The organism is Paraburkholderia sp. 2C (assembly GCF_054589215.1).
The window spans coordinates 142,790-166,246 of the sequence record NZ_BAAILL010000029.1; the positions used below are offsets into that span (position 1 = coordinate 142,790).

Below are 23,457 nucleotides of genomic sequence, written 5' to 3' on the forward strand. Positions count from 1 at the left end.
AAGAGGCGCACGAAGCACAAGAAGCGCCGCGATTGAGCGGCGCTTCGTTGGGTTCCACACGCGATCGAGCGGCCCTAGTGCTGCACACCCCAACGCCGCACGGTCAGGCGCTCGAGCGTATCGAACACCAGATGCTCGACCAGCAACCCGATGATGATGACCGCGGCCAGCCCCGCAAACACGCGGTCCGTATAGAGTTCGTTGCGGTTCTGAAAGATGTACCAGCCCAATCCGCCCTGCCCCGCGCTCGCGCCGAACACGAGCTCCGCGGCGATCAGCGTGCGCCACGCAAACGCCCAGCCCACCCGCAAACCCGCGACGATCGAAGGCAACGCGGCGGGCACGAGAATCAGCATCACATGGCGCAGGCCGCTCAGTCCATAGTTGCGGCCCGCCATCCGCAGCGTGGCAGGCACGCCGAGAAAGCCCGTGTACATACTGAGCGCAAGCGGCCACAGCACCGCATGAACGAGCACGAACAGCAAGCTGCCGGTGCCGAGCCCGAACCACAACAACGCAATCGGCAATAGCGCAATCGACGGCAACGGGTTGAACATCGCGGTCAGCATCGACAGCAGATTGCGGCCGATGTGCGTCGACACGGCAAGCGATGTCAGCGCGAAGGCGAGCACCACGCCGATCAGATAACCGCGCAGCAGCACCGACATCGAGATCGCGATTTTTGCGGGCAGTTCGCCCGATACGATGCCCTGCACGAACGCGGAAAACGTCGCGCCGAAGGTCGGCAGCAGCAGATCGTTTGCAATGACGCGCGCGGCGATTTCCCAGATCGCGATCAACGCCAGCGCAATCAGCGTACGGCTGAACCAGCCGGCTGCCAGCACGCGGCGCGCGAGCGATAGCGGGTGGGCCGCGTCCGCCGCCCCGGATGCATCGCCAGAAGCGGGATCCGCGAGCGGTTCGAGCGGCAATTCGTATTCACCGCGTACCGGCGGCACGAGCCGCACGTTTCGAGCAGGCGTACTCATGTCCGTCGTTGCTCGGCTTGCGTGGCGTCGGTATCGAACAGCAGCCGATGAATGCGCGCGACGCTTTGCTGAAAATCCGCGCGGCCGAGGCTGTCCTGCGAATACTGGTGGCTATTCAGTTCCGCGCGCACGCGCCCCGGATGCGGCGAAAGCAGCAGAATGCGGTTACCGACAATCAATGCTTCCTCGATCGAATGCGTGACGAACAGCAGCGTAAAGCGCTCGTCGTCCCAGAGCCGCAGCAGTTCTTCCTGCATCTTGCGGCGCGTCAACGCGTCGAGCGCGGCAAACGGCTCGTCCATCAGCAGCACGCGCGGCTGCATCGCCAGCGCGCGCGCAATCGCGACACGCTGCTTCATGCCGCCCGACAGCGTATGCGGATAGGCATCGGCAAAACCGGCAAGGCCGACCTTGTCGAGATAGTGCAGCGCGCGCTGTTTCGCTTCGGCGCGCGGCAGCTTCTTCGCGACACGCAAAGGAAACGCGACGTTTTCGACCACCGTCTTCCACGGCGGCAACTGATCGAACTCCTGAAACACGACGACGCGGTCCGCGCCCGGCCCGCGCACCGGCTTGCCGTCGAGCGAGATCGAGCCTGAAACGGGCTCGATAAAACCCGCCACTGCTTTGAGCAATGTGGACTTGCCGCAGCCCGACGGTCCGAGCAGCACGAAACGATCGCCGCCGTAGACGTCGAAGCTGACCTGCGAGGTCGCGCGCACGAGCCGGTCCCGTGTGCGGTATTCGAGCGTCACGCGGTCGACGGCGAGCAGGCGTCCGGTGTACGCGATCGTTGTATCTTGCTCGCCTGACGCAGCCTCTTCGAGTTCAGGCGGCGAACCCGCGGCCGGTGCATGCGTATGGCCACCCGCGTCGCGCAGCGAGCGCGCGGGCACCCAGATATTGGGTGTGGAAACGGTCACGATGAAAGATCCCGCGGACAAAACGCCACCTTAAGGGGGCGCGAAGCGCAAACCAACCAATGTTTGCGCATATCCAAAACACGTTGACGCATAAGCGTCGATTCCGTCGTCCTGGCAGCGGTAACAACGACGGCAAAGAGCAACAGCACCGCGATGGACGTATTTCAGCTGCCGCCGGCCGTCGCCGGATCGTCGAAGAAGTAATCGCGCCACGACTTCGGCTCGTTGCGAATCGCGCCGACGCGATACATGAACTGCGCGAGGCCCAGCGTGTTCTGCGGCGCGATCTTGAACTGCACTTGCGGGTCGCGCAGAATCTTCACGAGCAGCGCACGGTCGATTTTCGAATCGTTGACACGAATGTAAATGTCGGCCGCCTGCTCCGGGTTCGCGGCGATCAGGCGCGCGGCATCGGCCAGCGCCGCGACGAACGCGTGATAGGTCTTCGGATTCTCGTTGCGGTATTTTTCAGTCGCGTAGAGCACCGTCGCGGAACTCGGGCCGCCAAGCACATCGTACGAATTCAGCACGATATGCGCTTTCGGATTGCCCGCGAGTTCCTGCTGCTGGAACGGCGGATTACCGAAGTGGCCCGTAATCAGGCTACTGTTCGCGATGATCGCCGCCGTCGCATCGGGGTGCGGAATCGCCTGCGTGAGGCTGTCGAGCTTGTCGAACTGCTTGTCGCCCCACTGCTTCGCGGCCGCATACTGCAGCACCCGCGATTGCACGGATACACCGACGGCGGGCACCGCAATGCGGTCCTTGCTCGTGAAGTCGGCAATGGTTTTCACGTTCGGATTGTCGCTCACGAGGTAATACGGAAAGTTGCCGAGCGACGCGACACCCTTCACGTTCTGACGGCCGTGCGTGCGATCCCATACGGTGAAGAGCGGCCCCGTGCCCGCGCCCGCAATATCGATCGAACCCGACAGCAGCGCGTCGTTCACGGCCGCGCCGCCTGAGAGCTTCACCCAGTCCACCTTGATATCGAGCCCCTCTTTGCGCCCTTCCTGTTCGATCAGGTGCTGGTCGCGCGCCACGTTCAGCAGCAGATAAACGACGCCGAACTGCTCGGCAATGCGGATCGTCCCTTCGGCATGCGCGGCGTTCGCGCCCGCAAGACCGGTGAAAGCAAGCGAGAACGTGAGCAGAGCGGCCAGTGCGCGGCGCACAGGCGCAGCCGCGCGCGACGTGATGGCGCGAAGTGAAATCGACATCGGAGGTCCCCGAAAAACAAAGAACGCGAATTTACGTTTCGCTCACATCGCGCGTCAACGAAGCAAATCGGATACCGTTATCTGCGCCGGTGCTAAAGCCGCCGGGTTCGCCCCGCGCGCGCAGCAGCCGGCTCGCGGCAAATTGCAGCGCCGAACACAGCAGCAGATAGACGAAGGCCACAAACAGAAAGATCTGCACCGGATAGATCATCAACCGGTTATTCACCTGCGTCGCGAGAAACGTGAATTCGGGCACGCCGACGATATAGGCAAGCGACGTGTCCTTGATCAGCGTCACCCACTGATTGACGAACGAAGGGCCCATCATCCGCAATGCCTGCGGCAGCACCACATAACGAAGCGCCTGCCCACGCGTCATGCCGAGCGAGGCCGCGGCCTGCCACTGCCCGGTGCCGACCGCCGCGAGCCCCGCATGCACCGAATGCGACAGATACGCGCCGCCAATGAGCGCCAGCGCACAGACGACCGTCGCGAGGCCCGGCACGTCGATGTGCAGCAGAACCGGCATCAGAAAGAATGTCCAGAAGATCAGCATCAGCACTGGAATCGCTCTGAAGAAACCGACTATCACTACCAGCAGCAACCGCACGGCACCGGTGGCCATCGTCAGCGCGATGCCGCCGGCAAGCCCGAGCATCGCGGAAAGCAGCGCCGAAATGGCCGACATGACGACCGTCAACGCCACGCCGCCTAACGGGCCATCGGGAAATGTGCCGAGCATCAGATAGCGCAGCGTCGGCAGCCAGTCGAGCGCGCTCATGCCTGCCTCCGCCCGCATGCATTCGCGCTGCGGCGTTGCCAGACCAGCAGCGCGACTTCGATCACCGCGATCGTCGCGACGTACAACACGGTTGCCGCGCCGAATGCCTGAAACGTCTTGAACGTTTCGGTGTCGACCTGCCGCGACATATACGACAGTTCGGCCAGGCCGATCGCCATCGTCAACGACGAGTTCTTCACGATATTCATGTACTGGCCGGCTAGCGGCGGCGTCGCGATGCGAAGCGCCTGCGGCAGAATCACGTAGCGAAATGCCGCGAGCGGCGTGAGTCCGAGCGCGGCGGCCGCCTGGTGCTGCGCCGCCGGCACGCCGCGTAGGCCGGCGCGCACTTCTTCGCCGACGAAGGTCGTCGAATAGCACGTGAGACCCACCCATCCGGCGACGAATTCGAACGGCGGCCACGCAAGCGAAAACGCGCCGGCTGCGAGCGCGTGCGGCGCGTTGAGCCACGCCATCCACGATGGCGGCAACAGCACGGCTGCGCCGAAATACCAGAACAGCAGTTGCACGAGCAACGGCGAATTGCGGAATACGAGCACGTAAAGCGCGGCGATGCGCTCAACCGCATTGCGGTGCGACATGCGCGCGAGCGCGAGCATAAAACCGGTCGCGGTCGAGGCGACGATCGTGCAAGCGGACAGCACCACGGTCATCACAAATCCGTGTGCGATCCACTCGACGTACTTTGGTTGCAGCCAGCCTTCCATCTGGAATCAACACATGTTGCCGGATATTCAACTCTTGAGCGGATCGCCGATCCGATAGAGGCGCGGCAGCGGCGCGCGGCTCGACGGCCCGAACCACTGGTCGTAGATGCTTGCGGCGCCGCCGTTTGCCTCAAGCGACTTCAGCGTGTCGTTGACCACATCGAGCAGGCGCGTCTCGCCTTTCGGCACGCCGACACCCTCGTAGTCGTTCGAAATCGTGAATGGCGGAATTTCATAGTTCTGCTTGTCGGGCACGTTCGCAAGCAGCGCGACGAGTTTCGGGCCGTCCTGCGTGATCGCTTGCACATTGCCCGCGCGCAAAGCTGCGAATGCAAACGGCGTGTCGTCATACGCGACGATCGTCGCGCCGGGAAACTGCGCACGAACCTGCTGCTCGTTCGTCGTGCCCTTGTCCGCGCCGACGCGCAAGGTGTTCAACTGCTGCGGCGCCTTGAGCACGCCCTTCTTCGCCAGAAACTGCGTACCCGAGGCAAAATACGGAACACTAAAGTCCACTTCTTTTTTGCGTTCGTCGGTAATCGTAAAGTTCGCGAAAACCAGATCGACCTTGCCGGACTTCAGGAAAGCGATGCGATTGGCCGGGTTCGTCGGCTGGATTTCGAGCTTGACGCCAAGCTGCTTCGCAACCGCGCGCGCATAATCGACGTCGAGCCCGACAATCTGGTTGCTCTTCGGATCGACGAAACCAAACGGCGCATTGCTGTCGAATGTCGCGACGCGCAGCACGCCGGCTTTCCGTATGTCGTCGAGACGATCGGCATGCGCGAGGCCAGAAATGGACAGCAGTAACCCCAGCGCTGCGGCAAATGTGCGGATTTTCATTGTTCGATTGACCTTCTTGAGAATGACGCGAAGAGCCGCGACTTTAGCAACGCGAGACAATCCCGCGAACGAATAAATCGTCAGCTGCTAAGCGTGGCGCGTCATATGGCGACGGCTAAGCCGTAACTGCGGCGGTCACCGTCGCGCTCAATCGCCATTGCGTCACATGCATGGATGCATGCGCGCGATAAACATATCGAAAACACATTGTTTGCCGCGCACCCGGTGCGCCCTAGAATGAAACCGTCTCCTCAATGACGTCCTTCCTTTGGACACATGGGATTGGCCTCGGCAACCTTAGCGGATGCCGAGGCTTTTTTTCGTTTACTCGACGTTAGTCGACCGCAGCGTCGCGTAGTCCGGGATCGTTTCTTGCACAGAGCGCTGGCATACCGCACAACGACAATCACGATCGGAGCCAGTCAATGACAAAAGCCGAACGCTATCGGCGATGCGAAGAGGGCTATCAGCTCGAGCTGGCTCGAAGCGCGTCATACATTTCAAGCTGCATGACCACCGAGTCGACGACCCGGTGCATCGACGAGGTTCTTAGAACGTTTGTACAAGACCGCGGCGCGAACGACCTGCCGATCTTCCGTCAAGTGCTGGCGGACCGTCTGCAAGCACGCCGGTGCGCGGATGCGGCGAAGCTCGTGATCGAGTGGAAACCCGTTGCGCGGTCCACCCTTGTCGCGGCGGACGCCGGTGATCTCCGCTACAACGCGACCGCGTAGCGATTACAACGCTGCGCTGCGCGCGCCGAAACCGGACGGCTCAGAATTTCTCGACCCAGGGCCTCACTTCGAGCTCCCACGACCATGCGCTGCGATGCTGGCGCAGCAGGTCCGCATACGACTGCGCGATCGCATCGGGGTCGAGCGTGCTGTCCGGTCGGTCGGCCGGGTCGACGCGATGTTCGGCGCGCACGCCGCCGTCCACGACGATATGCGCAACGTGGATGCCCTTCGGCGCCAGTTCGCGCGCCGCGCTTTGCGCGAGGCCCCGCAGCGCGAACTTGCCCATCGCGAACGGCGCGGATAGCGCAAAACCTTTGACGCCCGCAGTCGCGCCCGTCAACAGGATCGCGCCTTTGCCGGCCGGCTCCATGCGCTTGGCCGCCTGCTGCACCGAATAGAACGCGCCCAGCGCCGAAACGGCAACGGTTCGTTGCACCTCGGCCGGGTCGAGTTCGGCAAGCGGGCCCCGTGTGCGGCCGCTCGCGTTGTAAACGACGATTTCCGGCGCGCCGATCCGCGCGTCCGTTTCGGCGAATAGCCGCTCGACTTGCCCGGGGTCGGTCGCATCGACGGGCAGCGCGATCGCGCCGGTCTCTTTGGCAAGCGACGCGAGTTTGTCGGTATGGCGTGCCGCGATCACGACCGGAAGGCCGGCAGCGCGCAGCAGCCGGGTCACCGATGCGCTGATGCCCGGCCCTGTTCCGATGATTAATGCGTTGCGGTAAGGGATAGCGTGAGAATTGTCGTTCATGAGCTTCACCGTCCTGTTAGGTGTGACTACGGTAAAGCGCAGAGTACATGCAAGCTGCAGCGGCTGCAGTTTCCCCTTTTCCGACGATGGAATTACGCTGCCGCCACTTCGGCGACAACAGCCGCCTCGCGCTTCGCGAGCGCGGCCGCGTGTTCGCGAATCAGACCATACACCGTCTCGCCCGGCACCGTCTCCGATTCGAGCAGCCGCTCCGCAATCGCGCGCAGCACAGGCTCGTTCGCACGCAACAGCGTAAAGCATGCGTCGTTGAGATCGCGCAGCAGCGCATTGGCGTGCTCGATCGAATTCTTCAGTTGCAGCCCCGCATACTGTTGCGGCAGCGACGCGAGGCTAAACAGATGGCCGTCCGCGTTGAAACCGTGCTTCGAGACCATATCGAGGCTGATGCGCGACGCCTCCTGCAAATCCTGCGCGGCGCCGCTCGACGCTTCGTCGAATACGAGCAGTTCCGCATTGCGGCCGCCGAGCAGCACCTGAATCTCGTTGCGCATTTCCGTTTCGCGGTACAGGTACTTGTCCTGCATCTTCGTGATGAGCGCAACGCCGAGCGCGCCGCCGCGCGGCAGGATCGTCACTTCTTCGAGCACGCCCGTTTCGAGCAGCGCGGCCACGAGCCCGTGCCCGGCTTCGTGAACGGCGATGCGCGTGCGCTCGTCGTCGGAAAGCGCGCGCTCGGCGCCGTTGATATCGCCGATGCGGGCAATCTTGATCGCTTCGAGAAAATGCGTCGCCGCCACTTCGCGCTCGCCTGCCTTGCGCGCGACGAGACCCGCCTGATTGACGATCATCGACAGCGTAGCGGGCGACAGGCCCGTGGTGAGACGCGCGAGCTGGCCGAAATCGATGTCGCCGGGTTTCGTCTTCAGCTTCGCGGCATAAAAGCGCAGGATGTCCGTCCGATCTTCGAGATCCGGCAAACGTACCTGCACGGTTCGGTCGAAGCGGCCCGGACGTCTGAGCGCTTCGTCGAGATTGTCCGGATGATTGGTTGCGGCCACAACGACCACGCCCTCGTTCGACTCGAAGCCGTCGAGCTCCGCGAGCAGCTGGTTGATGATGCGGTTGCTTTCGGCTTCCACCGGGCCGCTGCCGGTATCGGTACGCTTGCCGAGACCGTCGGCTTCGTCGATGAAAATCACCGTCGGCGCATTCTTGCGCGCGAGCTCGAACAGATGCTTGACCTTCTGGATGCCGACGCCGTAGTACTTCGCGCTGAAGTAGCTGCCCGTGATCGCGATAAAGTTCGCGCCGCATTCGCCGGCGAGCGCCTGCGCAAGACGCGTCTTGCCGACGCCCGGGCCGCCTGTCATCAGAATGCCGCATGGCGCGCGCACGCCCATGCCGCTGAATTGCGCCGGCTCGGTCAGCCAGGCCTGCACGTCGGCGAGCGCGGCTTTCGCTTCGCCTGCGCCGATCACGTCCTGAAAGCGCAGCGTCGGCGTTTTGCTGAGCAACCGCGCGCCGCCCATCATCTCGCGCCGCATAAACCAGAGAATGCCGCCCAGCATCAACAGCGGCAACAGCAGGCTCAACGCATCGCGCGCGTGATCGGCCACCTCCGTCCAGCGCGCCCCCGCCGTACGCACGTCGGCGTCCGGCAGCCAGACGAGCTGATACGGCGATGCGCTGCCCGGTTTCAGATCGCCGAGCAGCAGCGCATTCGAGAAGGTGCCGTTATGGTCGGCCACATAATATTTTTCGCCCCGCAGCGTCGACACCAGAATCGCATTGCGGCTCAGACCGATGGCCGCGACCTCGTGATCCTGCACGTCGCGCAGCATGTCCGATGCGTTCTTTTCGCGGTGCGTCCACGCCAGGGAATCCGTGCGCATCTGGCTCGCAATACCGCCCAATGCCTGAACCGACGCTTGCGTCAGACGCTGCTCGTGCCGCCAATGCAGGAACATGAAGGTGGCGGCGAGCGCGGACGCAAGCACGCCAAGGGTCACGTATCGGCCGATACGCGACCAAAGTGAATTCCTTACCGGTTTCATCAGTCGATTCCTGAAAGGCCCGCGACAGGGCGGCGCCGGGGTGAGTCTGCAGAGCGGGCGGCACGCGCGCGTCGCGTGCGTGCGTGCGGGGAGGTGCCGGATGTCTCGCGTAGGTCCGGCTATCGAAACAAGGCAGTCTTACCGATGGAAAAGACCGCGAATATTCAGCAATGCGAATATGACAATGCGACCCTCATTACCCGCATTGCACCATCGTTATTATGCCGGGAGTCGACGATGCGTAAAAATCTGAACAAAGCGCGAAATCCGGTCAATTCGCCTTATTGAAGGCCCGCGTATGTCAGATTCACCGTCGGGTACGGACTTTGCAACGGCAACAGCACGTCCGTGCGCACGATCGCACGGTGTCCCAACCGACGGAGGTCACATCATGCTCTATTACGCGCTGGTCTTCTTCATCATCGCGATCATCGCCGCCGCGCTGGGGTTCGGCGGCATTGCGGCGGGCGCCGCCAGCATTGCAAAAGTGCTGTTCTTTATATTCCTCGTCATCTTCCTCGTCACGCTGGTGATGGGCCTTATGCGACGCTGACGAAGCTGGCTGGCCAAAGAAATACAGCCCGGATTTCACGCAGTGAAATCCGGGCTGTTTCAGTTAAAGCGTTCGAAGCCGAAGCTCAGCGCGAATGCGATTTGAACGCCTCGCCCTGCATGCCGGCGCGATCGACGGCGGCAATGCGATTGCGGCCGTTTTCCTTCGCGTGGTAAAGCTGGGCGTCGACCAGATTGATAAAGGCGGTTTTCTCCGTGTGCGCATTGGGCACGATCGTGCCGACGCCGAAGCTCGCCGTCACGCGCTGCTGATGCGGCGAGCGCACATGCGGGATCGCTTCGTGCGCGATCAGCGCGCGGCAGCGTTCGGCAATTTTGACAGCGGTGTCGGCCTCGGTATCGGCCAGCACTAGCACGAACTCTTCGCCGCCGAAGCGGCCGATAAAATGATCGGGGCCCGCCGCTTCCGCCAGCACGCGGGCGACACGCTTCAGGCATTCATCGCCCTGCAGGTGTCCGTAATAGTCGTTGTACGACTTGAAGAAGTCGATATCGACCATGATTGCCGACAACGCGCGGCCGGACTGTTGCGCCGCGGTCCACGTACGCTCCATGACGTCGTCGAACCTGCGGCGATTGCCGGTGCCGGTGAGGCTGTCGTGGAACGACAGATGTTCGAGCTCGCGTTGCAATTGCGCGAGCTTTTCCTCGGTGCGCTTGCGCTCGCTGATATCGAACATGAATCCGATCAGCGCCTCGACATCGCCCTTGCCGTTGCGCACGACATGCACCACATCCCGCAGCCACACGTAGCCGCCGTCGCGCGTGAGCGCGCGATAGTCGGCTTCGTGATCGGTGCCGGCCTTCGACTGCGCGACACAAAAATTGACCACGGCCTCGCGGTCGTCGGGATGCATGCGCTCCGCCCAGTCGTTGACGGTTTTCCATGTGGACGGCGCCCAGCCCAGCAGCGCTTCGATCTGCGGGCCGATATAGGCGAACTCCATCGTCGCCCAGTCGATTTTCCATGGAATGGCTTTGGTCGATTCGAGCAGCGTGCGATAGACGGCGCTATCGTCGTCGCCGAACACGCGGTTCGGCGGTGCAAGCGATTCGTCGTGCCGCAGAAAAGCGGCCTCGAGAGAGCCTTTCAGGTGTTCGTGGTCCGTCATGGTGTACTTGCCGGTGGTTACCTGCGTTGTCATTGGTCGCGTCGTCGGTTGCAGCATTTTGCCGGCGTTTGCCAGCGTTTGCCCGCTTGCGCTCGCCCTTGCCCGCTAGCGCTCGCCCTTGCCCGCCTTCGCTCGATCCTCGCCGGCCCGACGCAACCTGTATCTACGGAAGCGACGGGCCACTTCTGAAGGGTGCCACGGGTTTTCCACTACACGCGCGCAGCGACGCGTGTCCGGCACTGCCCGCCTCGAAGGTATGAGATCGTTCCGCCGCCCTGCCGTGCAACCGGCTTGGCTCGACCGTGAGCAGCCTTTCAAGCATGTGACCGCCGTGCGAACTATCCTGTTTTCTATTCGACACGGGATTGGCGCAAAGCCGCGTTGACGGAGGAAGCCATCGATGTCACATCGCACTTGTTTATTAGCATTCCATATCAAATATCGACGCGATGCTTTGTCAACATCGGTGCTTTGGCGGAAACCGGCGCTTGCCGCGCTTGGCGTGCTGTGGCTGCTTCATTGCAGGATGAGCGTCGCGGCCTGCAACAACCTGACGCCCGGCACAGGGCAGACCGTCACCTGTGACAGCAGCGCACCGAATCCGGCCACGACCGGTGTACAAGCCGTGCCGGGCAGCACGAATGTCAACGTCAATCTGCAGCCCGGAGCGGAACTCGACGTCGCGACCGGCAACGGCGTGCTCGTCTACAACCAGAGCACCGTCGTCAACGCAGGCACGCTTCATCAGGGCGGCAACCAGTTCGATGCGCTTTCGGCACAGGGCACAGATGCGGGACACAACGTCTTCGTGAACAGCGGCGCCATCACCACGACGGGTGTGCAGTCGGAAGGCATCTTCAACAGCGCGGCGGCCGTATCGATGACCAACACGGCAGGCGGCTCCATCGAAACGCGCGGTGATGCGTCGACCGCCATGAACGACTTCAAAAGCCCCGGGGGCGGCATGCTCGTCAACGACGGGACGATCGTAACGTCAGGCGCGCGTTCCAACGGCATGGCCGCGGTCACGCTGAACGACACGGTGATCAACAACGGCACGATCACGGCGACCGGCGCCAACGCGGCCGGCCTCTTCGCGACCGGCGACCTGACCGGCAACGCGCCTCCCGGCTCGGGAACCGACACGCTCATGAACAACAGCACGATCAACGTATCCGGGACAGGCGGCATCGGCATACTTGCGCTCAACGCCGATCCGGTCGCGGTGACGAACCATGGCGCGATCCATTCGACCGGGCAGCAAGGCGCCGGTGTTTTTTCCAACGCGCCGCTGAGGTTCGCGAATACGCGAGGCGCGAGCATCGTCGTCCCTCAGTCAAACGGTATCGTCGCCAACGGCGGCGGCACATTCGAGAACGCCGGAACCATTGCGGCGGGCGGCGCGGGCCTGTTCGCCGGCGGCGCAGCCAGCGTCTCGAACAGCGGCACGATCAGCAGCACCGGTTTCATCGCGGTTCAGGGCGCGGGCAGCGCCGATGTGTCGATCAGCAACGCGGGCACGTTAAGCGGCCCGGTGGCCGCCGTGCAGACCGACGCGGGCAATGACACGTTCAACATGTCGGCGGGTGAGACGCGCGGCGTCGTCAACCTGGGCGGCGGGTCTAACGCGATCACCCTGACCGGTGGAGCGGTCGGCAACGGCCTCACAACCGCGGCCGGACCGACCGACATGCTGCGCTGGCAAGGCGGCACGATCGCGGGCGCCGTGACGCTCGCCGGCACCACGAACACCGCCACGCTCGCCGGACTGACGGTCGCGAATCTTTCGAAACTGACCTCGCTTTCGAGTGGCACCGGCACAGGGACGCTAACGCTCGACGGCACGCAGGCGAGCGGCGCCAGCCGCTTCACGAACTGGACGGCCATCAATCTCACCAACGGCAGCCAGCTGACGCTCGACACCAACGGCCTCACGCTCGGCAATGCGGGCGTCGGAGGCGGAACGCTGAGCATCGATGCGACCAGCCGCCTGTTCGCGGGCAAGCCTGGCGATCCGTCGATCGTGCCGGCACTTGAAAGGCAGCGCGCGAGCGTCGTCAACGCGGGGACGATCGATCTGACCAACGGCGGCTCGAGCACGTCGGACCTGCTTGTCGTCAACGGCGACTATGTGGGTCGCAACGGTCGACTGCTGCTTCAAACGGTGCTCGGCAACGACGGCTCGCCAAGCGACCGTCTCGTGGTTGCGCTTGGCGCGGCCTCGGGCAGCACGACGCTCGGCGTGACCAACGTGGGCGGCACGGGCGGCGCGACGCTGACCAACGGCATTCTCGTGGTGGAGGCGACCCAGGGCGGCACGAGCGCCGCGAATGCGTTCATGTTGCCGAAGCCGCTGGTCGCAGGCGCCTACACGTACTACCTGTTTCGCGGTGGTGTGACGGCGGGCACGGCTGACAACTGGTATCTGCGCTCGAGTGTGCCGGCCGCGCCAACGTCGACGTTGCCCTCGCCCTCGGCGCCCGCCGGTTCGTCGATGCCAGCAGTCACGCCGCAACTCGCACCGCAACCTGCGCCGCAGACGCCGCCGCTGCCCCCGCCCCCGCCGGCTGGCGCGCCGCCCACGACGCTCTATCGCATGGAGGTGCCGGTGTATGCCGAAGTGCCCGAACTCGCGCGTGAGCTCACCGTGGAGCAGGTCGGCACGTTTCATCAGCGACAGGGGGAGCAGGCGTTGCTGAGCGGCAATGGCGTGCTGCCTTCATCGTGGGGGCGCGCATGGGGCCAGCACACCGATCTGGCGACCGGTGGCGCGGCGAGTTCGTCGTTCAGCGGCACGACGGGCGGCATGCAACTCGGCCAGGACGTTTATGCCAACTCCACCGCGAACGGCCATCGCAATCACTACGGCTTCATACTCGGCTTCGCGCGCGCCGAGGGGGATGTGAACGGCTTCGCGCTCGGCTTTCCCGACTACGCGGCCGGTCATCTCGCGCTCAACGCCTGGAGCATCGGCGGCTACTGGACCCATGTCGGCCCGGGCGGCTGGTACACCGACACCGTCGTGATGGGCAGTACGCTCACCATCGATGCTCGGTCAAACGAAGGGATTGGCGCGTCGTCGCATGGGCATGCCGCGGCGGCCTCGGTCGAAGGCGGGCTACCGATCGCGCTGCCCGTCGGTATCGTCGTCGAACCGCAGATGCAGCTCATCTGGCAACGTGTGCTCGCCAACGATCTGAACGACGGCGTTTCGACCGTGTCATTCAATACGCAGAGCGGATGGATCGGGCGGCTCGGCGTGCGCGTAGCGACGCGCGTCGGCACTGCCGACCAATTCTGGATGCCATACATGCGCGTCAATCTCTGGCGCTACTTCGGGGGCACCGATACGACCACCTACGACGGCACCACCGGCGTCCCGTCGAGCGTCGCGGCGACAGCCGCGGAATTCGCGCTGGGGATCGCCGCGCGGTTTGCCGGGCGTGCAAGCCTGTATGCATCGATTGGCTATACGACCAACATCAACGGCGTGCGGCACGACATCGTCGCGGGGACCGCCGGTGTGCGCTGGACCTGGTGAAACAGCAGGACGCTGCTGCTCGAAACTTCTTGTTGCGTTATTCGCGGAACCCGCTCGACACATGCCTGTCGCATTAGGGTTTGCGACGTGCGTGCCGGACGTCCGCCGCTCACCTGGCCACCCGATTCAGCCCATTCACCCGGTGCGTATGGAACCGTACGCCCATCGACACGGAGCATGCATGCGATACCTGACAATTCCCCTTGCCTTTGCTTTAACCACGCTAACAGCGTGCGGCGCGTTTCGAACCCACGAAGCGCGCGATCCGCAAGGCGAGTTGATCGGCTCGAACATTCTCGATCTGGTGCAGTCGGTCGGCATTCCCGACAAAACGATGAAGCTCGTCGACACCGGCGGTCAGAACGACCGCATGGAAGCGCAATGGAATTTCACGAACTCCGATGCCGCGCTCGATCTGAACGCGCTCGTGCTCGACCTGAAGATAGGCGGCGCCGGCAAATGCAGCATGACGGCGACGGTCGAACGCTGGGGCGGCAAGGTGCTTGCGGTGAATTTCCCGCAAGCGCATAGCGACAGCGTCGGTTCCGATTACGGCGCGTGCGAACCGCTCGTCGAAGAAGCGCTCACGCACAACCCGCACACGCCGGTCGATCAGAAGTGGGATGCGTTTTCGCTGATTGGCGCTGCGAAATAAGCGCAACGCTGCGTTACTCGCGCGTCCCGTCGAGCTTCGGGCCCAGCGCTTCGAGACCGAACCTCGGCCCAAGCTGGCTGTGATCGAAGTTCTCCAGCCCGCCGCCCTCCGCGATTTTCAAGGCCAGCTGTTCGAAACCGCCGGGCGAGAAATTGGCCAGCATGCGAAGCGGCCTGTCGGACCGATTGATCCAGGCGTGCGGGACGTCGCGCGGCAAGCTGGCCGATTGACCGGAATAAAGATCGATCGGCTTGCCGTCAATCACGATATGCGCGGTCCCTTCGAGCACGAAGAAATGCTCGTCTTCCTTGCGATGGCTGTGCGTGATGGAACCGATACCGGGCTCAGCGATGCTTTCGACAATCGCGTAAGCGCCGCCGGTTTCCCGCGACGACACGATCACCTTGAACACCATTCCCGGCTCGACCTCATACCCATCGCTTGCCATGCTGTTCAACGGCGCGGGGCGGGCATTGCTCGCGTTCTGCTGGATCGTCATTTAACAGCGGACATCTGAAGGGCGATTCATGACTGCGTGATCTAGGACAGAACTCTTGTCATGGAGATACGCGTCGCCTCATATCCCATTTTCTTATAGAGGCGCTGGGCGCTGACGTTATGCCCAAACACATTAAGATCAATGTGTTGAATTCCCAACTTAGTTGCCCATTCTTCAGCGGCTTGAAGCGCGCAAGTCCCGAAACCTTGGCCGCGATACTGCGGCCAAACAAAGATGCTATAGATGTATGCTCGGCTTCCTCGCTCCGACGTCACCTTGGCGAGCCATAGCCATCCGACCGACACGGGCAGTTCCGTTTCATCTAACGCGAAAAAATATTGGTTCGGGGTATGTTGGCCATCCGGCAAAACCTTGGCGAAGATTTGCGTTGCACGCGCCAAGGCTTCATCGAGGCTTCCCCCGTCAGCCTTTAGCAAATCGGCGGCGTAGTCGTATAACACCTTGGACTTAAATGCTTCAAAATCGCTTTCCAACATTGGCAAGAGTTGCATCATAGCGGGGGGCTTCCAAGGTGGCGTTGCGATATTATCGCCGAATCCAAACGAAGGGTTTGAACGACCGATAGTGGCCGGACGCAGAAGTTTGAGGCCACGAATCAATCCACTACGTAAGATTCAACCCACCATCTGATAGCAGAATTTCTCCGGTCAGATAGTCTGACGCGACCAGCATCGCGACAGCCTGAGCAATGTCTTCGGGTCTAGCTGCCCGCTGCATTGGGGCTCGCGTTTTCCAGAGCTCCTGCGCCTGCGTCCAGTCTGTGGTCAATGGTGTATCCACTAATCCGGGGGCCACGGCATTCACCCGGATATCGGGCGCCAGTGAGATCGCCAGCAAGCGGGTCATGTGGTTTAGCGCAGCCTTCGTGGCGGAGTATGGGATTGACGCGCCTTTGGGCCGGACACCCGCATGCGAGCTGATGTTGATCACGCTACTTGGGCGGCCACGTCGGGCTGCATCGCGTAGTGCTGGCTCTGCTTCGGCTATCAAGCGAAATGGAGCGATCACATTGACCTCGTACAGTTCTGACCACACAGCTGGCGTAGCGTCGGTCAAGTCCGTATGCGGGATCACGCGGCTGATTCCCGCGTTGTTAACCAGAACGTCGAGTCGTCCCCATGCGGCGACAGCTTCGCGGATCAGCCGGACTCTGTTCGCATCATCCGCTAAATCGGCCTGTACATAGGTTGCCGAGCCGAGTTCACGTGCCAACGCTTGCCCTGTCTCGACGGAGCTACGCGAATGCAGGACGACCGAGAATCCTTCGCTCGAGAGCCGCCTTGCGACGGCAGCGCCGATGCCGGAAGTCGAGCCAGTGATAAGCGCGACAGGGGACGAAATTTTCATGATTGTCTCGTTGACATTATTATCTCGAATCCGCGAAACCCATGCGGCGCACGTTTCTGCGTTTTACCGATGCGAGCTAGCACGCGGGTAGACACATTTAATGTCGCAACGTTGACAGTAATGCGGTCTACGGCTGGCGCCGCCCGAGCGCGCATCGCTGCTGCCGGCGGAAGCGGAAGGCCTGAGCGACGAGAAAGCGGCGGCGCTCTCGGTGTCAGCGTCGACCGTGCGAAGCTCGCGCATGTATCGGTGCGCCTGAAGCTGGGGCGCGCGTTTAGCGAGCGCACGCGGCAAAGCGTGCTGCCCGCAAGCCGCTGAGCGGCGCTCCGTTTATTGCGCAAGCAACTGCGTGAACGCCTCGGTAATGAACGCAGCATCCTCGACGTTGGCGGTCGGCAGGCCCGCGCGATGGCCCCATACCGAAGGAATCGGCAGCAGCCGCGCATTGCGCATCTGCTCGACTTCGAGACGGTTGTCTTCCACCTGAAAATACAGATCAGTCTCGCTCGGCATGATCAGCGCGTTGGCGGTGATCGCCTGCAACGCGGCGTGGAAGTCGCCGCGATAGACGTCGTTGGCGGCGATGTTCGCATGCTGCCAGGTCCACAGGTGCGCGAGCAGATTGTTCGCATCGCGGCGCAGGAAGTTGGCCTCCCAGCTCATCACCAGATAGTCTTCCAGCGAAGAAAAGCCCGCGCGGCGCCACAGTTCCTCACGATAGAACGTCTGCGACATCGCCATCGCGGCATAGCTGCGGCCCATCGCGCGCAGTCCGCGTTCGGGGCGCGCGACGAAGGTGCCGTTCTGGAAAGCAGCATCCGCGGTCAGCGTCGCGCGAACGCCTTCGAGGAACACGAGGTTGTGCGGCGACGTCTTCGCCGCGCCGCATAGCACGGCGAGCCGCTTCACCATCGCCGGATAGAGCGCGGCCCAGTGATACGCCTGAATGCCGCCCATCGACCAGCCGCACGCGAGCTGCAGCGTATCGATGCCGAGCTCGGCGAGCAGCCGGCGCTGCACCGCGACGTTGTCGGCAATCGTGAAGTTCGGCCAGCGCGCGCCGTTAAACGGCTCGACCGCATTGCTCGGCGACGACGACAGCCCATTGCCGAACAGATTCGGCACGATCACAAAATAGCGCTCGGTATCGAGCGCCTTGCCGGGGCCGATCAGCCAGTCGACGTCGTAGTGATGCGCGGAGAACGACGTCATGTACAGGATCACGTTCGACTTCGCGGCGTCGAGTTGGCCGTACGTCTTGTAGGCGAGTTGCGCGTCCCTGAACGTGATGCCGGACTGCAGCACCACGTGGCCCGCGTTGAATATCGAATAGTCTTGCATGGCTTTCGGCGTAACAGGTGAGTAAGGTCGGTAATCGAAGGCAACGATAAAGACAATGGCGGCGGCGCGGCACCACGCCGGCGCGCGCACGCACGCGCGACGTGCGCGCGGGGCGCTTGCGGTGCTGCCTGCGCTCCGGCTTGCCATTGGCTTGCGGCTCGCTTGTGGTTCATGCGAGGCCGCATCTGCGTGGGCTTGCCGTGCGCCCGTTGCGGATCCGGACTGCGCTTTCTGCTACGCCGTCTGTGCGCGGCACGGCCGCTGCTGCGCGCATCGACATCATGGCATAGACATTGCGCGGGCGTGGGCCCTTCAATATTGCCGTCCCTCCTTGCCCATGAGCACGCAGCCTGTCGATACCGCCGTCCGAACGCAGTTTGCGTTTTCCTTTCACAACCGCTGGTGCCAGCTCGCGTGCGGCGTGGTGTGCGCGATGGTCGCGTCGAATCCGCAGTACATCTGGACCCTGCTTACGCATCCGCTAATGCAGCGGCTGGGCGTATCGTTGCCCGCGCTACAGGTGACGTTCTCGATCCTGATCGTGTGCCAGACGTTCCTGTCGCCGCTCGAGGGCTATCTGATCGAACGCTTCGGCGCGCGCTGGCTGCTGGCGGCGGGTGGCGCGTTGACCGGGCTCAGCTGGATATTGACCAGCAGCGCGTCGTCGCTGACGCAGGTGTATCTGGCTTATGGCGTGATCGGCGGCCTCGGCGTGGGCATTATCGTGGTCGGCACCATCGGCCTGATGGCGCGCTGGTTTCCGGACAAGCGCGGCCTCGCGATCGGTGTGGTGATGGCCGGCTTCGGCATGGGCTCGATGCTGACTACGTGGCCGATCGCGGCAAGCCTCGCGAAGTACGGCTATCAGCACACGCTGGCCGGCTTCGGCGTGTTGCTGGCGGTGGTCGGCATCGCCGCGGGGCTCGGCATGCGCTTGCCGCCGTCCGGCTACATGGCGGACTGGCGGCCGCCGGTCGCCGCGCATGCGGCGCGCGACACGCGCACCGGCGCGATGCTGCGCACGCCGATCTTCTGGCTGCTGTTTGCGATGATGTCGATGATGTCGACCTCCGGCCTGATGGTCACGTCGCAAATGGCCGTCTTCACGCGCGACTTCGGCCTCGCTGACCTGAGCGTATTCGGGCTCGCGGCGCTGCCGCTTGCACTGACCATCGATCGCGTGGCCAACGGGGTGACGCGGCCGCTGTTCGGATGGATTTCCGATCGCATCGGCCGCGAGCCGACCATGTGCATTGCATTCGGCATGGAAGCGGCGGCCATGACATTATGGCTGGCGCTGCGGCACGACCCGCTGTTGTTCGTGCTGCTGTCGGGCGTGGTATTTCTCGGTTGGGGCGAGATCTTTTCGCTGTTTCCTTCGACGCTGACCGATACCTTCGGCAGCCGGCATGCGATCGTCAACTACGCGTGCCTGTCTTATGCGCAAGGCGTCGGCTCGATTCTCGGCGGTCCGGTGGCGGCGCTGCTGCATCAGCGCACCGGCGGTTGGCATGCGGTATTCGGCACTGCGATTGCGCTCGATACCTGCACGGCGCTGCTGGCGATCGCGGCGCTGCTGCCGCTGCGCCGCGCGTGGTTTGCGCGGCAACGGGCACACTGAGCGTCGGCGCGGCAGCAGCGATGCAAGCAACCTCGAGGGCTGCCTGCGCAATCGAAGGGGCTCAACCGATTCATGGCCGCTTTACACCCCACAAACGGGAGATCGCCAAGTGCGGGGGATAGTGCGTCCCCGTAGGCAACCCGATGTTCGAGATGGTGGTGAGTCGAGGTATATCGGTCGCCTAGCGATAAGTGTTCAGGCTAGCCGGCCTTCGCGGCAATGCTGATCGCGACTGACTCAAAGACGTCGCGATTGCACTCGTCCATCCACAAACGAAGCACACTTGCGCGCAATGCGCCCGCGCTCCATCCGCCAGCGCCGTCGGGAAGTTTTATCAATACGGCAAGTTGACGGCTCCGCGTCAGCCGTAGCGTCGTTCGAGCCATTCCGTTGCCCAGCCGGTTGCGTAACGGACAGCGTCGGCGCGCAGGTCAAAACCTGCAAGGTCGCCGCTCATGAAGATATCGGCTTCGCTGCCGTCCGCGGTATGGGCGCTGATACGGGCATGCGCCATATATTCCCCATCGGCCCTGCGCGGTGTCGGGTCGATGCGGTAGTTGGGGGGAGTGAGTTGCATGGTATTCGGATCATCGTGTGAAGTCTGCGAAGATCGGGCGTTTGGACGGTGCAGGACTGCCTTGTGCATTCCGTTCTGTTTCAATGTTCACGGACTCGCCCCCGTCCCATTCAAAGAACGCCTCATCCGGCGGGCAGTTGTCGATCACCTGTTCCGCGTAAGCCGTGCATGCGCGCCGCGCGTCTCCCGCGCTTCGATACGCACTTCGTGTAACGACCCTGAACACGCGGCTGCGCGACGGAACGCGTTCGACTGTCGGCTCCTGAATGCGCACGGCGGCATCGAAGCCCTCCTCGTAGTCGTGCCCACGACCGGATATGGTAGGACGACGGGGAAAGACGAGCGGATAGATTTCCAGGCCGCGATACAGGCGGAATTTGACTGTCATGGGATAACCTCGCGCCGCGCGAGGCGGCAAACAGGAAAAAGAGCGTGGAGCGGTATCGGTAATACTGACAGAGTGACCGCGTTGCACGGTCTCCGATCGTTGACAGGTCTGTTAGGGATCGCCGAAAGCGCTGCTGACGGTCGCCAGGTGCTCCACTCGGCACTCGGTCGACTTCACCCATCCTACGCGCTTTGGAGCGTTTGTATAGCGATATTTCCAGGCTCGACAAGTGCGCGATGGTGCAGTTCGGTCAGGCACAGGCGGGCGCAGACTTAACTGCCTATAATCGAGGCACTGCCGCACAGTCCCGACAAGAGGCGCGTGACGTTACTCCCAGGAGCGCCTCTTCATGTACCGCATCATTCCCTACCGTGGCTTTGAGATCCACGTCACTTTGGTGGCTTCTGCCGAAGACCTTTATGACGTGACTTTCCAGATCAAAGGCGGGGCCAACCTTGGCGTGCTCGGACATCGAGGTCACCGCATCGAAATTCGTAACGGCCCTTTCACGCGGCGCTGGTCTTATCTCATCGGCGAAAGCGCGGGGCAAGCTGCAATCGACGCGCTGCTCGGCCCCCTGCGCGAGGGCTAACCGCGTGGCTTGGCGCCGTTCCTCACCTCTGCGTAACGGGCGGCTTCCCGATCGTCCTCACCGCCGCGCGAGATATGGATCACAACAGGAGACTCAGCGATGAAAGCCCATTCCGTCGAGCTGTACGTGAGTCCGAATGGCGACAGGTGGCTCCTGAGTGTCGGAGCTGACGAACTTCCCGTCGTTCACCATGTCCCGAACGCCGCGTCAGGTGGCCGGCCATCCGAGATGTCCGTTGCAACCTTCCTGTCGTCAGCGCAGGCAGGGCCGCAACGCGATGCTCTGCTTCAGCTGATCGGCCAGATCGTCCGTGATCGAGCGAATTTGCCGCCATCTTCGTCCGGGATACGCGCGGCGCTATCCAGGCCGGCCGCGGATGCGCTGCTTCTCACGGGGGCGCGCGTCCGGACCTTCGCGCATACGGACCATCTCACGAACGCCAGTAGTTTCTTTTTCGCTCGTGACGGGCGGCTCTTTCTGGTGACGAGTCGCCACGTCGTCAGCGACGAGCCAAGCGGACACTTTCCGGACCGGTTGGAGATCGAGCTTCACATCGACCCCGACGATCTCGGTGCCTCGACGTGGTTCTCCATCCCCCTGTATGCGGAAGGTGTCAGCCTTTGGCGGCAAGGCGAAGACGACGGCGGCTCAATTGACGTGGCGGTGCTCGAGATTCACAGGGATCGGCTGCCGGCGAACGCGGTATTCAGCGCGTTTGGCCCCGAGCACCTGCCCGGGCCGGGGGACGTCGTACCAGTTGGCGCTTCGGTGCTGGTCGTCGGATTTCCGCTCGGCTTTCACGATTCACTGCACCATCTACCTGTGGTGCGGCAAGGCGTCATAGCATCAGCGTTCGGCCTGCGCTTCCAGGGCAAAGGATGTTTCATCACCGATGCGCGGACGCACCGTGGCACGAGCGGCGCGCCGGTCGTCATGAGCAGCGTATCGACCGGACAAGCGACAACCGGCGCGCGCCTGCCATGGATGCTTCTCGGCGTCCATTCGTCTGCCATCGATATGGGCGCGCGAGATTTGCACATTGACGAGACGCTGGGCCTCAACAGTGCCTGGTATTCAGACGTTCTGATGACTCTGACCCGTTCCTGATCGCCGAAGCGGGCGAAATGGAATGCGACGGCAAATGACGCCATGCCGATTATCCAGCAGCCCCGAGACGATCGGGGCCGAGTACGAAACCGTAAAGGCGTGGCCGTAACCATCGACGCTACCGAGGCGATGCGGCGCGCAGGTGCGGCGAATTCTCCGAGCGAAATATAACGGATAGGGCAAAGAGGAAACGTGGTCAATTTAGTGGAGCTCAGAGATTGGCGGACCTGACGCATTGCCAGGCGTGAGCTCGACGGAAGGCGGAGCGCACCCGATGGAGTGGGGAGAATCCACCCTCGAAGTTCACGACGAGATCGTGATGTACAGGCCATACATCGATGATGCCGGACCCTGAACGGCATCGTTGCACCGCATTTCTGCCGCATCTGATGGCCGCCCTCGCCGGCTCACGCGAGCTGCCTGCTCTTCAAATAGATCGCGACGGAACCGGCAAATGCGCGCAGAATGGACCACAAGGCGGCCGCTTCCGCGGTCGAAGTAACTGGAGAAACACCATGTCAAAGGGTCAATTGCGCGGCAATCGCGAGGCAAAAAAACCGAAACAGCCCAAAAAAATACCGACTCCTGCAGCGGATCTGTCCTGGACGACAGCTCCGAAGAGTTCCTCTGGCAGCTCAGCGGCGAAGAAGAAATAACCGGCACTTAACAGACGCAGGTTCAGTCTGCGTCTCGTGATCCTCCTTTTCGTCGCGCAGCGCCTGTCCGGTGCCATACGGGTTAGCCCGGGCCGACCCATTTTCTCCCTTCCTGTTGGACTAGTCGCGTAACACTCGCGACGCACCGCACGCGCAAAACAAAGCAGAGTCAGGCATACGTCTCCTCGAGTGGCGCGGCTGCACCCGTGCCGCCACGCGCGCCGGTGCGCCGCAGTGGGTCATGCCGGCAATTCGTGCTCAAGTCCACGAATCATCGTAACGATGGCGTCCGGCACACCTTTCGACAGTATCGCGCGCGGGTTCTGGCTCGTTCGCCGAAGTCGCCTAACCGCAGAAAAAAGGGTGTCTGTGAACAACACATTGCTTCAGTACGCGGTACGATTTCGTTCACGCTCACCACCGTGGACAGACACCGCGCC

At 62.8% G+C, this 23,457-nt stretch carries 22 protein-coding genes; 7 read left to right on the plus strand and 15 right to left on the minus strand.

The window, feature by feature from the left end; translation table 11 throughout:
* Positions 1-74 precede the first annotated feature (74 nt).
* The 6 genes from ACYPXD_RS07130 to ACYPXD_RS07155 all read right to left on the minus strand — a co-directional run bounded on the left by ACYPXD_RS07130 (position 75) and on the right by ACYPXD_RS07155 (position 5,484).
* Positions 75-989, minus strand: a complete 915-nt coding sequence (locus ACYPXD_RS07130; RefSeq protein WP_459709057.1) for an ABC transporter permease — start codon at positions 987-989, stop codon at positions 75-77.
* On the minus strand, positions 986-1,780 hold the full coding sequence (locus tag ACYPXD_RS07135) for an ABC transporter ATP-binding protein (protein ID WP_459709122.1): 795 nt from the start codon (positions 1,778-1,780) through the stop codon (positions 986-988). Before ACYPXD_RS07135 ends, ACYPXD_RS07130 begins: the two co-directional genes overlap by 4 nt.
* A 296-nt stretch (positions 1,781-2,076) precedes the next feature.
* On the minus strand, positions 2,077-3,132 hold the full coding sequence (locus tag ACYPXD_RS07140) for an ABC transporter substrate-binding protein (protein WP_459709060.1): 1,056 nt from the start codon (positions 3,130-3,132) through the stop codon (positions 2,077-2,079).
* Positions 3,133-3,163: 31 nt separating this feature from the next.
* Positions 3,164-3,913 (minus strand): amino acid ABC transporter permease, encoded by a 750-nt coding sequence (locus tag ACYPXD_RS07145; protein WP_459709062.1) that lies wholly within the window; start codon positions 3,911-3,913, stop codon positions 3,164-3,166.
* Positions 3,910-4,641, minus strand: a complete 732-nt coding sequence (locus ACYPXD_RS07150; protein WP_459709066.1) for an amino acid ABC transporter permease — start codon at positions 4,639-4,641, stop codon at positions 3,910-3,912. Before ACYPXD_RS07150 ends, ACYPXD_RS07145 begins: the two co-directional genes overlap by 4 nt.
* 27 nt (positions 4,642-4,668) lie before the next feature.
* Positions 4,669-5,484 (minus strand): ABC transporter substrate-binding protein, encoded by an 816-nt coding sequence (locus ACYPXD_RS07155; protein ID WP_459709068.1) that lies wholly within the window; start codon positions 5,482-5,484, stop codon positions 4,669-4,671.
* A gap of 425 nt (positions 5,485-5,909) precedes the next feature.
* Here ACYPXD_RS07155 and ACYPXD_RS07160 point away from each other — a divergent pair, with 425 nt between their 5' ends.
* Positions 5,910-6,218: a hypothetical protein gene (locus ACYPXD_RS07160; RefSeq protein ID WP_459709070.1), complete on the plus strand. Its 309-nt coding sequence runs from the start codon at positions 5,910-5,912 to the stop codon at positions 6,216-6,218.
* Between the two features lie 40 nt (positions 6,219-6,258).
* On the opposite strand, the gene ACYPXD_RS07165 is transcribed toward ACYPXD_RS07160, so the two are convergent.
* Both ACYPXD_RS07165 and ACYPXD_RS07170 read right to left on the minus strand, forming a co-directional pair.
* Positions 6,259-6,972, minus strand: a complete 714-nt coding sequence (locus ACYPXD_RS07165) for an SDR family NAD(P)-dependent oxidoreductase (protein WP_459709072.1) — start codon at positions 6,970-6,972, stop codon at positions 6,259-6,261.
* A 92-nt stretch (positions 6,973-7,064) separates the two neighbouring features.
* On the minus strand, positions 7,065-8,987 hold the full coding sequence (locus tag ACYPXD_RS07170; protein ID WP_459709074.1) for an AAA family ATPase: 1,923 nt from the start codon (positions 8,985-8,987) through the stop codon (positions 7,065-7,067).
* A 391-nt stretch (positions 8,988-9,378) separates the two neighbouring features.
* Between ACYPXD_RS07170 and ACYPXD_RS07175 the strand changes: the two genes are divergently transcribed.
* On the plus strand, positions 9,379-9,540 hold the full coding sequence (locus ACYPXD_RS07175; RefSeq protein ID WP_322101437.1) for a DUF1328 family protein: 162 nt from the start codon (positions 9,379-9,381) through the stop codon (positions 9,538-9,540).
* 85 nt (positions 9,541-9,625) lie between these two features.
* Here the strand turns inward: ACYPXD_RS07175 and ACYPXD_RS07180 are convergent, their stop codons facing one another.
* Positions 9,626-10,672, minus strand: coding sequence for a sensor domain-containing diguanylate cyclase (locus ACYPXD_RS07180; protein WP_459709124.1), 1,047 nt, complete (start codon positions 10,670-10,672; stop codon positions 9,626-9,628).
* Positions 10,673-11,126: 454 nt separating this feature from the next.
* Here ACYPXD_RS07180 and ACYPXD_RS07185 point away from each other — a divergent pair, with 454 nt between their 5' ends.
* Entirely contained in the window at positions 11,127-14,213 is a 3,087-nt protein-coding gene (locus tag ACYPXD_RS07185; protein WP_459709077.1) for an autotransporter family protein, read from the plus strand.
* 181 nt (positions 14,214-14,394) lie between these two features.
* The gene (locus ACYPXD_RS07190) at positions 14,395-14,868 is read left to right on the plus strand and encodes a hypothetical protein (protein ID WP_459709079.1); all 474 of its coding nucleotides are present in this window, start codon (positions 14,395-14,397) and stop codon (positions 14,866-14,868) included.
* Between the two features lie 13 nt (positions 14,869-14,881).
* Here the strand turns inward: ACYPXD_RS07190 and ACYPXD_RS07195 are convergent, their stop codons facing one another.
* The 4 genes from ACYPXD_RS07195 to ACYPXD_RS07210 form a co-directional block, all read right to left on the minus strand.
* Positions 14,882-15,367 (minus strand): cupin domain-containing protein, encoded by a 486-nt coding sequence (locus tag ACYPXD_RS07195; RefSeq protein WP_459709082.1) that lies wholly within the window; start codon positions 15,365-15,367, stop codon positions 14,882-14,884.
* 41 nt (positions 15,368-15,408) lie between these two features.
* Positions 15,409-15,882 (minus strand): GNAT family N-acetyltransferase, encoded by a 474-nt coding sequence (locus ACYPXD_RS07200; RefSeq protein ID WP_459709085.1) that lies wholly within the window; start codon positions 15,880-15,882, stop codon positions 15,409-15,411.
* 109 nt (positions 15,883-15,991) lie between these two features.
* Positions 15,992-16,735, minus strand: a complete 744-nt coding sequence (locus ACYPXD_RS07205; protein ID WP_459709087.1) for an SDR family NAD(P)-dependent oxidoreductase — start codon at positions 16,733-16,735, stop codon at positions 15,992-15,994.
* Positions 16,736-17,065: 330 nt separating this feature from the next.
* A complete protein-coding gene (locus ACYPXD_RS07210; protein WP_459709091.1) occupies positions 17,066-18,076 on the minus strand; it encodes an alpha/beta fold hydrolase in 1,011 nt (336 codons plus the stop codon).
* A gap of 337 nt (positions 18,077-18,413) precedes the next feature.
* Between ACYPXD_RS07210 and oxlT the strand changes: the two genes are divergently transcribed.
* Positions 18,414-19,697: an oxalate/formate MFS antiporter gene (oxlT, locus tag ACYPXD_RS07215; RefSeq protein WP_459709094.1), complete on the plus strand. Its 1,284-nt coding sequence runs from the start codon at positions 18,414-18,416 to the stop codon at positions 19,695-19,697.
* Between the two features lie 361 nt (positions 19,698-20,058).
* On the opposite strand, the gene ACYPXD_RS07220 is transcribed toward oxlT, so the two are convergent.
* Together ACYPXD_RS07220 and ACYPXD_RS07225 are read right to left on the minus strand one after the other, a co-directional pair.
* Positions 20,059-20,274: a hypothetical protein gene (locus ACYPXD_RS07220; protein ID WP_459709096.1), complete on the minus strand. Its 216-nt coding sequence runs from the start codon at positions 20,272-20,274 to the stop codon at positions 20,059-20,061.
* Between the two features lie 10 nt (positions 20,275-20,284).
* Complete coding sequence (locus tag ACYPXD_RS07225) at positions 20,285-20,662, minus strand: hypothetical protein (protein WP_459709098.1); 378 nt, start codon at positions 20,660-20,662, stop codon at positions 20,285-20,287.
* Positions 20,663-21,011: 349 nt separating this feature from the next.
* Here ACYPXD_RS07225 and ACYPXD_RS07230 point away from each other — a divergent pair, with 349 nt between their 5' ends.
* Positions 21,012-21,254 carry a hypothetical protein gene (locus ACYPXD_RS07230; RefSeq protein WP_459709101.1) on the plus strand — a complete coding sequence of 81 codons (243 nt, stop codon included), beginning with the start codon at positions 21,012-21,014 and terminating at the stop codon, positions 21,252-21,254.
* A gap of 99 nt (positions 21,255-21,353) precedes the next feature.
* Entirely contained in the window at positions 21,354-22,361 is a 1,008-nt protein-coding gene (locus ACYPXD_RS07235) for a S1 family peptidase (protein WP_459709103.1), read from the plus strand.
* Positions 22,362-23,457: the final 1,096 nt, after the last annotated feature.

Bases quoted from the DNA above. Each gene is read 5' to 3' on its own strand.
- ACYPXD_RS07175 (WP_322101437.1), top strand. From the start codon at position 9,379: ATGCTCTATTACGCGCTGGTCTTCTTCATCATCGCGATCATCGCCGCC.
- ACYPXD_RS07235 (WP_459709103.1), top strand. From the start codon at position 21,354: ATGAAAGCCCATTCCGTCGAGCTGTACGTGAGTCCGAATGGCGACAGG.
- ACYPXD_RS07195 (WP_459709082.1), bottom strand. From the start codon at position 15,367: ATGACGATCCAGCAGAACGCGAGCAATGCCCGCCCCGCGCCGTTGAAC.
- ACYPXD_RS07180 (WP_459709124.1), bottom strand. From the start codon at position 10,672: ATGACGGACCACGAACACCTGAAAGGCTCTCTCGAGGCCGCTTTTCTG.
- ACYPXD_RS07150 (WP_459709066.1), bottom strand. From the start codon at position 4,641: ATGGAAGGCTGGCTGCAACCAAAGTACGTCGAGTGGATCGCACACGGA.
- ACYPXD_RS07155 (WP_459709068.1), bottom strand. From the start codon at position 5,484: ATGAAAATCCGCACATTTGCCGCAGCGCTGGGGTTACTGCTGTCCATT.
- ACYPXD_RS07220 (WP_459709096.1), bottom strand. From the start codon at position 20,274: ATGCAACTCACTCCCCCCAACTACCGCATCGACCCGACACCGCGCAGG.
- ACYPXD_RS07130 (WP_459709057.1), bottom strand. From the start codon at position 989: ATGAGTACGCCTGCTCGAAACGTGCGGCTCGTGCCGCCGGTACGCGGT.
- ACYPXD_RS07170 (WP_459709074.1), bottom strand. From the start codon at position 8,987: ATGAAACCGGTAAGGAATTCACTTTGGTCGCGTATCGGCCGATACGTG.
- oxlT (WP_459709094.1), top strand. From the start codon at position 18,414: ATGAGCACGCAGCCTGTCGATACCGCCGTCCGAACGCAGTTTGCGTTT.
- ACYPXD_RS07200 (WP_459709085.1), bottom strand. From the start codon at position 15,882: ATGATGCAACTCTTGCCAATGTTGGAAAGCGATTTTGAAGCATTTAAG.
- ACYPXD_RS07160 (WP_459709070.1), top strand. From the start codon at position 5,910: ATGACAAAAGCCGAACGCTATCGGCGATGCGAAGAGGGCTATCAGCTC.
- ACYPXD_RS07230 (WP_459709101.1), top strand. From the start codon at position 21,012: ATGTACCGCATCATTCCCTACCGTGGCTTTGAGATCCACGTCACTTTG.
- ACYPXD_RS07225 (WP_459709098.1), bottom strand. From the start codon at position 20,662: ATGACAGTCAAATTCCGCCTGTATCGCGGCCTGGAAATCTATCCGCTC.
- ACYPXD_RS07190 (WP_459709079.1), top strand. From the start codon at position 14,395: ATGCGATACCTGACAATTCCCCTTGCCTTTGCTTTAACCACGCTAACA.
- ACYPXD_RS07145 (WP_459709062.1), bottom strand. From the start codon at position 3,913: ATGAGCGCGCTCGACTGGCTGCCGACGCTGCGCTATCTGATGCTCGGC.
- ACYPXD_RS07210 (WP_459709091.1), bottom strand. From the start codon at position 18,076: ATGCAAGACTATTCGATATTCAACGCGGGCCACGTGGTGCTGCAGTCC.
- ACYPXD_RS07140 (WP_459709060.1), bottom strand. From the start codon at position 3,132: ATGTCGATTTCACTTCGCGCCATCACGTCGCGCGCGGCTGCGCCTGTG.
- ACYPXD_RS07205 (WP_459709087.1), bottom strand. From the start codon at position 16,735: ATGAAAATTTCGTCCCCTGTCGCGCTTATCACTGGCTCGACTTCCGGC.
- ACYPXD_RS07165 (WP_459709072.1), bottom strand. From the start codon at position 6,972: ATGAACGACAATTCTCACGCTATCCCTTACCGCAACGCATTAATCATC.